The 11,985-nt window shown below is 40.2% G+C and carries 10 protein-coding genes; 2 read left to right on the top strand and 8 right to left on the bottom strand.

Annotated features, from left to right (window positions below; all coding sequences use genetic code 11):
* Positions 1-7 precede the first annotated feature (7 nt).
* Positions 8-1,168 carry an FMNH2-dependent alkanesulfonate monooxygenase gene (ssuD, locus tag ACQFX9_RS11335; protein ID WP_427162090.1) on the bottom strand — a complete coding sequence of 387 codons (1,161 nt, stop codon included), beginning with the start codon at positions 1,166-1,168 and terminating at the stop codon, positions 8-10.
* 284 nt (positions 1,169-1,452) lie between these two features.
* Between ssuD and ACQFX9_RS11340 the strand changes: the two genes are divergently transcribed.
* On the top strand, positions 1,453-2,700 hold the full coding sequence (locus tag ACQFX9_RS11340) for a tetratricopeptide repeat protein (protein WP_427162091.1): 1,248 nt from the start codon (positions 1,453-1,455) through the stop codon (positions 2,698-2,700).
* A 42-nt stretch (positions 2,701-2,742) separates the two neighbouring features.
* On the opposite strand, the gene ACQFX9_RS11345 is transcribed toward ACQFX9_RS11340, so the two are convergent.
* The 5 genes from ACQFX9_RS11345 to ACQFX9_RS11365 form a co-directional block, all read right to left on the bottom strand.
* Positions 2,743-3,555: a PhnD/SsuA/transferrin family substrate-binding protein gene (locus ACQFX9_RS11345; protein WP_427162092.1), complete on the bottom strand. Its 813-nt coding sequence runs from the start codon at positions 3,553-3,555 to the stop codon at positions 2,743-2,745.
* 349 nt (positions 3,556-3,904) lie between these two features.
* Positions 3,905-5,026: an aliphatic sulfonate ABC transporter substrate-binding protein gene (locus ACQFX9_RS11350; protein ID WP_427162093.1), complete on the bottom strand. Its 1,122-nt coding sequence runs from the start codon at positions 5,024-5,026 to the stop codon at positions 3,905-3,907.
* 400 nt (positions 5,027-5,426) lie between these two features.
* Positions 5,427-6,092, bottom strand: a complete 666-nt coding sequence (locus ACQFX9_RS11355) for a glutathione S-transferase family protein (protein WP_427162094.1) — start codon at positions 6,090-6,092, stop codon at positions 5,427-5,429.
* Between the two features lie 134 nt (positions 6,093-6,226).
* Positions 6,227-7,351, bottom strand: a complete 1,125-nt coding sequence (locus tag ACQFX9_RS11360) for an aryl-sulfate sulfotransferase (RefSeq protein ID WP_427162095.1) — start codon at positions 7,349-7,351, stop codon at positions 6,227-6,229.
* A gap of 117 nt (positions 7,352-7,468) precedes the next feature.
* Positions 7,469-8,506, bottom strand: coding sequence for an NADP(H)-dependent aldo-keto reductase (locus ACQFX9_RS11365; protein WP_427162096.1), 1,038 nt, complete (start codon positions 8,504-8,506; stop codon positions 7,469-7,471).
* Between the two features lie 278 nt (positions 8,507-8,784).
* On the opposite strand from ACQFX9_RS11365, the gene ACQFX9_RS11370 reads away from it, so the two are divergent.
* On the top strand, positions 8,785-9,789 hold the full coding sequence (locus tag ACQFX9_RS11370; RefSeq protein WP_427162097.1) for an isopenicillin N synthase family dioxygenase: 1,005 nt from the start codon (positions 8,785-8,787) through the stop codon (positions 9,787-9,789).
* Between the two features lie 107 nt (positions 9,790-9,896).
* Here ACQFX9_RS11370 and ACQFX9_RS11375 read toward each other — a convergent pair whose 3' ends face one another.
* Both ACQFX9_RS11375 and ACQFX9_RS11380 read right to left on the bottom strand, forming a co-directional pair.
* Positions 9,897-11,120 carry a glutathione S-transferase family protein gene (locus ACQFX9_RS11375; protein WP_427162098.1) on the bottom strand — a complete coding sequence of 408 codons (1,224 nt, stop codon included), beginning with the start codon at positions 11,118-11,120 and terminating at the stop codon, positions 9,897-9,899.
* Positions 11,121-11,122: 2 nt separating this feature from the next.
* Positions 11,123-11,779: a class I SAM-dependent methyltransferase family protein gene (locus ACQFX9_RS11380; protein WP_427162099.1), complete on the bottom strand. Its 657-nt coding sequence runs from the start codon at positions 11,777-11,779 to the stop codon at positions 11,123-11,125.
* Between the last annotated feature and the right edge of the window lie 206 nt (positions 11,780-11,985).

Here is an 11,985-nt window from a genome sequence, read left to right on the forward strand (position 1 = left end):
CCTGGGATTAATCTACAGTGGCAATTGTCCGAGTTTTGGTTGGTTGATCTGGGAATTCTTGGTTGGCTACAACTTCACCAAAGGGACTTAATAGTTGCGGTTCTATGGTTGGTTGATGCTGTAAGGGCAAACGTGGGAAGAGTAATTCTGCTACTCGGTAAGCTTCTTCTAGGTGGGGATAGCCGGAGAAGATGAAGGTATCAATACCTAATTCTTGATATTCCAACATTCTTTGCGCCACAGTATCAGGATCACCTACTAAGGCAGTTCCGGCACCACCACGCACTAAACCAACTCCCGCCCATAGGTTGGGGCTGATTTCTAGGGCTTCGCGAGAGCCGTTGTGTAGTGTAGTCATCCGGCGTTGTCCTTCGGAATCCATCCTTGCGTAAGCTTTTTGGGCTTTGGCGATCGCCGCATCATCTACATAGCGAATTAAGTCGTTAGCTGCATCCCAAGCTTGGCTTTCAGTCTCCCGCACGATCACATGGAGACGAATCCCAAAGCGTAAGGTTCTCCCTTGATCTGCTGCTAATCGGCGTACATTAGCTATCTTTTGGGCAACTTGCGCTGGTGGTTCACCCCAAGTTAAATAGACATCTACGTGTTTGGCAGCAATTTCTTGAGCTACGGGAGAAGAACCACCAAACCACAGAGGCGGATAAGGTTTCTGGACTGTGGGAAATAACAGCTTGCCATCTTGAATATGTAGATAATCTCCTTGGATATTGGCTGTTTCTCCGGCGGCAATTTCTCGCCACACTCCTAAAAATTCATCTGTGAGTTTGTAGCGATCATCATGGGACAGATGCAATCCATCTCCAGCCAATTCTACTGGATCACCCCCTGTCACCACGTTAATTAATAACCTCCCACCGGAAATGCGGTCAAATGTTGCTGCCATCCTGGCTGCTACTCCTGGTGACATCAAACCCGGACGTATGGCTACCAAAAACTTCATCTGTTTGGTGTGCATCACTAAAGTTGATGCCAAAATCCAAGCATCTTCACAAGAACGCCCTGTAGGCAATAATGCTCCAGCAAAACCTAAGTGATCCACTGCTTGAGCAATCTGTCGCCAGTAATCAAAGTTGACTACTCGCCCCCCTATAGCAGTACCTAAATAGCGTCCTTCACCATGAGTCGGAATAAACCAAAGTAGCTGCATGATATCTTTGCCAGAACAACATTTCCTGATTTTAATTACGGTGAGTTTATCGATATACCGTATTATTTCACTCTTAGAATATGCCACAGATACGTCGGTAAATCAATACTTTTACAAAATTAAATACAGTTTATCTATCGAGTTTTAGTATTTTACAGGTTGCGGTTTTGTGGTGAGTGTGACATACTCATGTCCATAAGTACATTATTCCGACCAACTTACCGGAGTTTTGTTTGAGAGATGTGATCACCACTTCTCGCAAATTGTGGTGCAAGGGGTTTATTATGCTTAAAGATGCACAGGGATTAATAGTTACGACAGATTCAAGCCAAGCGATCGCCGCCATTAACCGTTTTAGCGATCAAATGTTGGCCTATGGTAAAGATGCAGAAACAGCAATTTTAGAAGCAATTGGAGCAGATCCTACTTGTGCATTAGCCCATGCTTATGCGGCGGCTTATTATCTCACCCAAGAAAACCGCAAAGCTTGGCAGCAATCTCTACCATATCTGCAAACAGCACAACAACATTGCGCCAAAATTACTAAAAGAGAATATTTATATGTGCAAGCTATTTCAGCTTGGGCAAATCAAGAGATTGATGTCGCGATCGCCTTACATGAAAAAATTACTGATCAGTTTCCTCGTGATTTAATTTCCGTACAGCAGGGACAGTATCACTATTTTTACACTGGCGACAAAGATAAATTATGCAAGATTGCCCAGAAAGTTTTACCAAGCAATCCTAAGAATCATTATTTATACGGTATGGTGGCGTTTGGTTTAGAACAATGCCATCAACTCAATGCGGCGGAAAAGATAGCACGTCAGGCGATCGCTTTAAATCGATATGATGCTTGGGCGCATCATGCGATTGCTCATGTGATGGAAACTCAAGGAAGAGTCGATGAGGGGATAGCTTGGATGGAGAAGTTTGCAGATACCTGGGAAAATTGCAACTCCATGCTCTACACCCACAACTGGTGGCACATCGCACTGTATTATTTGGATTTAAAAAATTACCAAAAAGTTCTGCAACTTTACGATCAGCACATTTGGCAGTGTGCTAATAAACAATCTCCTAAAGACCAAGTGGGGGCAATTTCATTATTATTGCGTCTAGAGTTGCGTGGTGTGAATGTGGGCGATCGCTGGCAAGGTATCAGTCCTTATCTTTACAGCCGCATTGATGAACACGCTTTACCATTTCAAGATTTGCATTATGTCTATGCTCTTACCAGAGCCGGACATAATGATTGGGTGCATCAAATGCTTGTGAGTATGCAGCATCACACTTTCAGCATTAATCCTTTCTTACGTCGGAGTTGGTTGGAAGTAGCAATTCCTGCCGCTAGAGGAATGTTTGCTCATGCCAAAGGAGATTTTCGCACGACTATTGTAGAACTCCAGCCGATTTTATCAAGGTTGCATGAAATTGGCGGGAGTCATGCACAGCGAGTTTTATTTCGGCAAGTTTATCAAGATGCTCTATTAGCAGTACAAAAACAGAGTTGGGTTTATGCAGTTTCTTGAAAATCAACTGGCTACATAGTTTCTAACAGTTGTCGTTATTCTTTAGGACAAAGTGAGAAAAGAGCGATCGCGATAAATTTGATTTAATATTTCATAGTCCTCTAATTGCACTGGTGCAAAACGTCTGACTCCAAATTGTTGCATGACTCTTTGCAGTTGCTCATCTGGTTGGAGTAATGCCAACTGTATTTGTTGAGTTAAAGATATATCCAGATGTTGTGCTACTGCTAATGGTGGCATTGGTGAAGGCCCTAACACTTCCACCACACGCAAATACTGTGATATTTCGGGAAAATCCTTTAATTCCTGTTCGAGTACCACACTATCAATTGCAGCACAATCTGCTAATCCCTCAATTACCCAGCGAATTGAATGCTGATGTGAGCCTGATTGGAGAGTTTTGCTAAAGAAATTTTGAGGATTTTTTTCTTGAGTTAATCTCTGACAAAGTAAATTGTAACCGCTATTAGAACCAGGGTCGTTATAACAAAATACTTTACCTACTAAATCCGTAAACTTGTTAATATCACTCTGGGTATTGACAATTACATCTGCATAATAAATGGGACGATTATTATATCTTGAGGATTGCATCACAGGTGCAACCAGCGTCTGCCATTGATGGGGAACTGTTTGACTATAGCGAATTAGTGGTAATCCACAAATAAAAGCTAGGTCTATTTGGTCTTGCAACAATAGGGGGTCTACTAAAGGGTCATATGCACTTTGTTGTAAGTGTAAATCTATTTGTAAACAACGACTTAAATAAGTAGCGATCGCTTGATAAAATTCAAACCAATTGGGAGATAAATAAGATGTGATTTGCAAATTTTTAGGAATGTTATTTTTTTGCATAAAATTATACGTATAAGCCAATACGGTTCAGTTAAGGTGGTGAGAGTTAATTTCTCAATTTTTGCTCTGCCTATTAGACAATGAGCAAGATTTGGGGGATTCTCCCCCAAACCCCCTCCAAAATCATTTTTTCGTTTTTTGTTGAGTGATCATTTGCTGGCTTTGTTGAAATTTATTTTTCTTATCTGAACTGTATTGACGTATAAGCTGGATATAATTATACATTATCTAATTTTATCAAGAAATAAATGCAAAACCCTAGTTTGTTGAATAAACCAGGGTTTTTTCTCAAATATGTTTTGGATAAAAGCTCAATTCAGAATCAGGTGAACAGCAAATTCCCCCAATATTATTTTTTAGCTAAAACTTCTTGAGGAGTAATTGCGGCGTATTGTTCTGGTGTTAAAAAACCATCTCTGACATTGACCTTTTTGGGTATTAGTCCCAAGGCGTACCACTTATCAGACACTTCTTGCTGTTTAGTAATAATCTGCTCAGTAATTGGTATGAGTGTGAAGTCATACTTACTGTGCATAATCTCTAGTGTAGGTGCATCAAGTTGAGTAATTGGAGCAAGTAATGTTGCTAGTTCTTTGGGATTATTTTTAGACCAATTCTGAGCTTTTTGCAGTTCTTCTAGAAAAATCTTGATGACTTCAGGATTTTCCTGATAAAACTTACGGGTTGTAGAGAAAAAGTTATTAGTATCTCGCAAACCATTACCGCCATCCGTTAATACTTTCCCCACCTTCTGCTGAACATTTCTAGTCACAAATGGTTCCCAAATAAACCAAGCATCAACTTTCCCCTGGCTAAATGCTACATTCGCATCTGGAGGTGGTAAGTAAATGGACTGTATATCACTCAGTTTTAACCCTTCTCTTTCTACGGCTCTCACTAAGAGATAATGACCAATGGATGCTTTTTGGAAGGCAATTTTTTTCCCTTTTAAATCTTTCACACTTTTAGCAGTCGAGTTAGCAGGAACTAAAAGTGAAACTGCTTTCCCATCGGAAGAATTAGCCGCTAAATAAACTAGAGGTGTCCCGGCGGCTTGGGCAAAAATAGGAGGTGATTCTGCTGTTGAAGCAATATCCAGTGCGTTTGTATTTAAGGCTTCTAATTGCTGAGGGCCAGCAGCAAATTCAGGCCACTCCACCTTGTAGCCTAAAGGTTCTAATCGTTGTTCTAAGATGCGTTTTTGTTCTAGAACTGCTAATGCTGTCAGTTGTTTAGAACGGACAATTCTGACTACTTTTTTATTAGTATTATTAGTAGTAGTTTGACTAGCAACATCTGATTTTGGTACATCTGCTTGCTGCTGATTATTATTTTGTGGACTACTGCAACTAAATATGGTGGTAGATAATACTAAGCTATAACCAAAGGCAAATAAGGCATGACGACGAGTAATAGGTTGACGTTGCCATGATTTAATTTGAAGTTTTAAAGTTTTTACCAATTGTTTCATTTGTAATTACCAAGCTGTTGAAAATGGTCAAGTTATACCAATTCGCAATTAATAAATTCAGAGACCGTATTGTTTTTGAGCTTTGTATCTGTCGATTAATTTTGGATAATTGGTATTAAATTAGAAAAATAAGGTGGATGAACCACCTTATATAACCGAGTAGAGGTTTACTGTGGCAAAACTTATGGCTTAAGCATATGGCGTTATTAGGTGTTATTGAGTTAGTGAAAAGTTGCCAAGATTAAGCGGTTTGTAATTATTTTTCCCCTTGTGGCGAATAGGGATGAGGAAATGGGAATTGAGGAAAAATGGTGAAAGTTATGAGCATCTGCGACACGAGGTATAGTTTGCCCAATTCCCAAAATTTAATTCCTGTTATTGTTGAACAGAAAAACTTGTATTACACAGCTACAGGAGTAGCAAATCTAGCATATCGTTCTATGTAGAACTCTTTACTGTTCGCGATCGCTACTACTGAATCACGTTGTTTCAGAGCCTTTTTCCACTGACGCAAACGAGTAAATTCTTCTGGTATACTAAAGCCTCGATAATGCTTCAGTGCAGGCCAACGCTCAAACCAGGGATAAAAGGTGAAATCTACCAGACTAATAGCTTCACCAAACCAATAAGGGCCGTCTCCTGATAACTTCCTTAAACCTTCATGTTCGATAAATTCCAGATGTTTGTATAGTTCTTGTTTAGCAGCTTCTTGTTGTGCGACTTCTGGACTACGCAAGAGAGTAGAAAAAGCCGGAACAAATCGAGTATTAGCAAAATCAATCCAGATACGAGCCTGAGCTTTAGCAATAGCACTACTCGGTAAAAGCGGCGGATTTGGAAATACTTCATCAAGATATTCGTTAATTACTGCCGATTCCCAGACTCTATGCTCACCATGTACAATTGCCGGCACTTTTCCATAGGGAGAAATATCTGTAAATCCCTCTGGTTTGTTTTGCAAGTTAATTTCAATTAAATCAAAGTCGATACCTTTTTCTTGCAACACCAAGCGCGAACGGTGAGCATAGGGACAAACAACTGCGCTGTATATCTGAATGTCGGACATATTGATTATTCCTCCTCATTAATAGTGCTGAGTGATGAGTGCTGATTGCTGAGTGCTGAGTATTGAGTGCGAAGTTATTCTTTCCCTCTTTTCTCAGTCCCCAATCCCCAATCCCCAGTCCCCACAATCCCTAACTAAAGCCAAGGGATTTCTTCAGGTGCATAACGAAAAGCACGAAAGACGGAATTTTGTTCCCCACGAGCTACAGCTGAGTTATCACCAGGGATATTCCGCACAGCAAAGTGGGGATTGACATATTCCCAGACAATTTCGCCGTTAACTGTCACCTCAAATATCCGACCGAAAGCACCTTCTGTGATTAAAGTATTACCATTCGCTAGACGTTGTGCGCCGGATATATACGAACTAAAGAAGTTGTGGGGTGGGTTATCAGCATACTCCCAAACTATCTCTTTGGTTTGACGGTTAACTTCTATCACGCGAGAGTAATTGAGTGCAGTGTGACGACGATGTGCGCCATTGTCAAAAATCAGGATATTACCGTTATCTAACTCGTTAGGAAAGTGCTGCTGTGCTAAGACATCATCTCCTAGCGTCCAGATAATTTCTCCTGTATTGCGATCGATAATTGCGACAGTAGAAATGTTGCGGAAGCTAACTATAATGTTGCCATCAGCGAGTTCACCGACGGTATTACCATGCGTCCATTCGTGCCTTTGGTCTTGGGGTGTAATCGTGAAAATATCTGGATCTAAATGTTCGTAAGCGTGCCAAGTCCAGACAATTTCACCGCCAGGTGTAACTTCGTAAAGTACATCAGCGTAGATATCACCGTCTGCTTCTGTTCCAGGTACGCCACCTTTGATGCGAGGAATTAAAGATTGAGGTATCTTCTCAATAGCTAATAAAATTGTGTTACCGTTGCGAAGTCTGCGCCCATCGTGATGATGATCTGAATGCTGATACTCCCAAATAATATTTCCCTGGGGATCTACCTCTAAAACAACGCCACCTTTAAATGCACCCCATAAAGGAAAACGTGGCGGAATTTCTGGTGTTTTACCATTATAAAAAAGGTTGCCGTTGGGTAAGAGATAGCCATACAAACCTGGTGGATAAGGTAGATTCCATTGATGTACAATATCCCCTTCCAGGTTGAGCAGATAGACTTCTCCATTACCTGTTAGTGGGGTAAAAAGTGTAAATCCTTTAAACACTTTGTCAGGATTATATGCTCTTAAACCAGTACCACGGCGACGAATAGTATTTTGGTCAACTGATGCTTTTGCGATCGTCATAGTTTATAAGTTGATATAGGAACTAAAAACAGTTTTTAAACCTAAAATTGGTATTGCTTTGTAGGGTTAAGCTAAACTTAACCCTACCTACTTTTCTTTGTAACTAACTCAGCACTTCTATGGTGCAGGATTTGGATATCGAGTATGCACTGCATCCAATTCTGCCAAGATATCTTGGTCGAGAACTACATTAATACTGTCTATATTTTCTTTGAGTTGTTCTAGTGTGGTAGCACCAATAATTGTACTAGCAACAAACCAGCGACTCCGCACGAAGGCTATGGCTAATTGTGCTGGACTTAATTGATGACGTTTAGCTATTTCTACATAAGCTGCTACAGCTTCCTGCACATTGGGTTTTAAATAACGCTGACCAAAGTTTTCAAACAAAGTCACTCTCGTTTTCTCTGGTTTACCGTTGAGATATTTACCAGTTAAATAACCAAATCCTAAAGGACTATAAGCTAGTAAAGGAATGTTTTCGTAATAAACTGCCTCTGCTAGTGCGCCATCAAAAACTCGGTTGAGCAAGTTGTAAGCGTTTTGGATGGAAACAACTTTAGGTAATCCCAATTTTTTTGCTGCTTGACTAAATTGTACAACTCCCCAAGGTGTTTCATTACTTAGTCCGAGATAGCGGATTTTACCTGCTTTAATGACATCAGCAAAAACTTCCAGTTGTTCGGTGATGGGGACTGTTGTTTTTACCTGTGTGGGATCAAAGACGGTTTGACCAAAACGAGGTACATAGCGGTCGGGCCAATGGATTTGATATAAATCAATATAGTCTGTTTGTAATCTTGCGAGACTATCATCTATTGCTTGTTTAATATTGTTTCGGTCAAGTCCTTCTGCACCACCACGCAACCATTTAAATCCACGACCAGGCCCCGCAATTTTAGTGGCAATTATTAGCTGATCTCGCTGTTGATGTTTTAACCATTCTCCAATATAACTTTCGGTTAAGCCATAGGTTTCTCCACTGGGTGGTACGGGATACATTTCAGCCGCATCTATGAAATTAACTCCTTGATTAATTGCATAATCTAGCTGTTGATGGGCTTCTTCTATAGTATTTTGCCGCCCATAAGTCATTGTGCCAAGGCAAATTTCAGAAACGTTTAGGTCACTATTGCCTAATTGATTATATTGCATATTTTGGGAAAATTTCACGTTTGAATTGACAAATTTTATTATTCAATTAGTGTTACTCAATAATTACTATTTATGCTGTGAAATGTTTTGTTTTTGAGAACACATAAGAACTATTTAGATAATACTACGGTATGTATATCAATTTACTTGTTTTACACTAAAGTTCACAATTTTATGTAAAGACAAGATTGAGGTTAATACTTTATAACTATCAGCGATCGCCATCCTCAAAATTATAATTATATTTATGGGATTAAGACAAATAAGAGAAACTAAACATGACAATCTCACAAGTTCCTATCATCGATATTAGCGGGTTAATTTTCTCAACCAATAGCTCTGCTGATGTAGTGGCGAAACAAATCAGACAAGCGTGTCAAGATTACGGTTTTTTCTATATTGTCGGACATGGAGTTGATGAACAACTACAACAAAAGCTAGAACATCTCAGTCAACAGTTCTTTGCACAGGATGAAGAAACTAAGCTGAAAATGCGTATGGCCTTTGGTGGTAGAGCATGGCGAGGATATTTTCCCGTTGGTAATGAGTTGACATCAGGTAAACCTGATTTAAAAGAAGGTATTTACTTTGGTGCAGAACTAGAAGAAGAACACCCACTTGTAAAAGTTGGTATACCAATGCACGGTCGTAATCTCTTTCCATCGAATATTCCCGAATTTAGGGAAACGGTACTTGAATATATAGAGTCAATGACTCAACTCGGACATATCCTCATGGCTGGTATTGCTCTGAGTTTGGGTTTAGAAAAGTCATACTTTGCAGAGCGTTATACCAAAGACCCATTGATATTATTTCGGATTTTTAATTATCCCCCTAATTCATCATCTCAATCTGCATGGGGAGTTGGAGAACATACAGATTATGGAGTATTAACTATACTCAAACAAGATAACACTGGTGGATTACAAATCAAATCAAAGTTTGGTTGGATAGATGCACCTCCTATACCTGGTTCATTCGTATGTAACATTGGGGATATGCTTGATCGCATGACTCAGGGACTATATCGTTCAACACCCCACCGCGTTCAGAACTTATCAACAACTAATCGCCTATCATTTCCTTTCTTCTTTGATCCCAATTTTAACGTTGAAGTCAAACCCATTGAACTCAAGGGTATAGTAGTGAATGATGATCAAAGCGATCGCTGGGATAAAGCTAGTGTCCATGAGTTTCGCGGAACTTACGGCGATTACCTCCTAAATAAAGTCTCTAAAGTCTTTCCAGAACTACGTCAAACAGTGTTTGACAGTGCTGAGTAATGAGTGGTGAGTGCTGAGTAATATTGACTATTGAGTGCGGCGTTTAGTCGGTGCTGAGTTGAGAAATAAATTCTGCCTTGTCTACCTTGTCCCCTTGCCTTCTGCCTTTAATAAACAGAAGCCAACAACTTATCAATCGCATCTCGAAACGCTGTTGCTGCGCCAGCACTCATATCACGAGGCGCGCAGATGCGATTTCTCAGATATGCGAATGTAATCGCGCCCACAGCAGCGAAGATAGGATCAACAATGCTATTTTTACCACCTGTCCGACCACCTGGTAAAGTTTCGCCATTGCTATGAATGAGATAATCAGCTAGTTGGCGGAGGTGAAAATCAACTGATTCTTTAACTGTGCTAAAGTCACCATCTGCGGCTAAAGCTTGGACTCCAGAATTTTTGATAATATCTGCGATCGCAACTTCTCGATTATCGCTCAACCTTTCGGCAGCTTCGGCACGATATTGAATCTTTTGGCTATCTGCTGCATCCAATGGTAATGGATTTCCAATTGGTTCCACACCCCATCGACGACGTAACAGTAAATTGTTGGTAATATTATCTGACTTTACCCGATGATAAGCCGGACGTTGATTCAATGCGTCAAACCAAGCATTAATTCGAGGAAAGCGCGGATTTCCTTTGAGATGATATCCCCGATACACGGGTAAATTAGCCGCCAATCTATCCAGATGGGGACTATACATAATATCTACTAAGCTAAATGTACTCACAAAGTAGGGGCCGGGATATTCAGACAAAGCTTGTTCAAGTTCATCTAATTTAGCCTCAAATTCTGCTTGTAATTTTGCTAGCTCGTCAGCATCTACAGGTGCTTCTCTCAAGAATTTATAAGCGATGTTCCGAAAACCATTGGTTTCTGATTCTTCAACCAAACGCCTAGCAATAGCGTTTTCTTCTGGATTTTCCGGTAATAATGCAGGACTGGGAAACCTTGCTTCTAGAGCTAGGAGAATATCTTTAGATTCGTATACTAAATTTTCCTCAATCTTAGCAGCCGGTACAAGGGTAGTAGGAACTAGGTCAGTGTACCATTTGGGTTTATTACTTAAATCAATAAACTCTGTATCAAAAGGAATTTCTTTTTCTTCCAGTGCAAACCAAACTCGCTCACAGAAAGGACACCAAGAATTAGTATCTCGGTAAAGCAGGACTGGTGGTTCTGTATTTGGGGGAAGTTTATCTAAACTGCTAGGTATGGGTGCAGTAGAAGGAGATTGTCCTGGCCTTTTTACTCGACGTGCAGAGGTATGGTTTCTAGCTGTCTGTAGAAGTTCATCCCAACTCGATATTGTGTTTTGAATAGACATTTTTACCTCGCTTTACTAGGAACACCGGAAAACACAAATAACTGTTGTTCTTTGGGTTGAGGTAAATTTTCACCAATGTATCGATGAAGACCTACTCCCATATCTCCTGTAGCAGTTAGCTTAAACTGAACTTCTTCAAATCCAGATGCAGACAAAATTTTCCGTACATTGTCAGAGTAGGGAAAACCGTTCGAGTGTCCACGAGTCCAGATGACAAAAGCACCTGGTTTACTGAGAAAACTGAGGTTATCTAGTAAACGATTGAGTTCGCCTTCATCAGCCAGATTGCCAAAAACACCACACACAATTACGATATCTGCGGGTACTGCACCTACATAGTTAGTAGCAAGAGTTGCATCACCATTGATAAACTCAATTTGCTTGGTTAAACCCAAAGATTCTATAGTTGCTAGTCCACGTTCAACTAGATTTGAATTTATTTCAACTAGTCGTGCAGAAACATCCTTCGCGCGGGGGTAATTTTGTAAAGTTCCTAGTAAATCTCGTCCATCACCAGCGCAAACACTTACTATCTGAATAGTTCCATTTGGGGAAGCATTCAAGCTATAAGCAATATATTCCCGCACGATTTCTAGACGCTGCTGCAACTTTGGCTCAGTGTTATAGAGGTCGTGCCATTCATACCAATCATTCGGCATAAGGGCTAATTCCCATTTGATGCACACTATGTACTTATAAACTACTGTTAGTCTATCAAGTAACTGTAGTTTGCTTATAACGGTCTAACGATATCATAGATATTTATCTAAAATCAAGGAGGTAGACAAGGCAGAATTTATTTCTAGTCAATAGTCAATAGTCAATAGTCAATAGTCATTAGTCATTAGTCAGCACCGGCTAAACG

Source organism: Aliinostoc sp. HNIBRCY26 (assembly GCF_050235535.1).
GTDB lineage: Bacteria > Cyanobacteriota > Cyanobacteriia > Cyanobacteriales > Nostocaceae > Trichormus.

What these genes read in the sequence shown, in the direction of transcription:
- ssuD (WP_427162090.1), bottom strand. Translation starts at nt 1,168, where the DNA reads ATGCAGCTACTTTGGTTTATTCCGACTCATGGTGAAGGACGCTATTTA.
- ACQFX9_RS11340 (WP_427162091.1), top strand. Translation starts at nt 1,453, where the DNA reads ATGCTTAAAGATGCACAGGGATTAATAGTTACGACAGATTCAAGCCAA.
- ACQFX9_RS11345 (WP_427162092.1), bottom strand. Translation starts at nt 3,555, where the DNA reads ATGCAAAAAAATAACATTCCTAAAAATTTGCAAATCACATCTTATTTA.
- ACQFX9_RS11350 (WP_427162093.1), bottom strand. Translation starts at nt 5,026, where the DNA reads ATGAAACAATTGGTAAAAACTTTAAAACTTCAAATTAAATCATGGCAA.
- ACQFX9_RS11355 (WP_427162094.1), bottom strand. Translation starts at nt 6,092, where the DNA reads ATGTCCGACATTCAGATATACAGCGCAGTTGTTTGTCCCTATGCTCAC.
- ACQFX9_RS11360 (WP_427162095.1), bottom strand. Translation starts at nt 7,351, where the DNA reads ATGACGATCGCAAAAGCATCAGTTGACCAAAATACTATTCGTCGCCGT.
- ACQFX9_RS11365 (WP_427162096.1), bottom strand. Translation starts at nt 8,506, where the DNA reads ATGCAATATAATCAATTAGGCAATAGTGACCTAAACGTTTCTGAAATT.
- ACQFX9_RS11370 (WP_427162097.1), top strand. Translation starts at nt 8,785, where the DNA reads ATGACAATCTCACAAGTTCCTATCATCGATATTAGCGGGTTAATTTTC.
- ACQFX9_RS11375 (WP_427162098.1), bottom strand. Translation starts at nt 11,120, where the DNA reads ATGTCTATTCAAAACACAATATCGAGTTGGGATGAACTTCTACAGACA.
- ACQFX9_RS11380 (WP_427162099.1), bottom strand. Translation starts at nt 11,779, where the DNA reads ATGCCGAATGATTGGTATGAATGGCACGACCTCTATAACACTGAGCCA.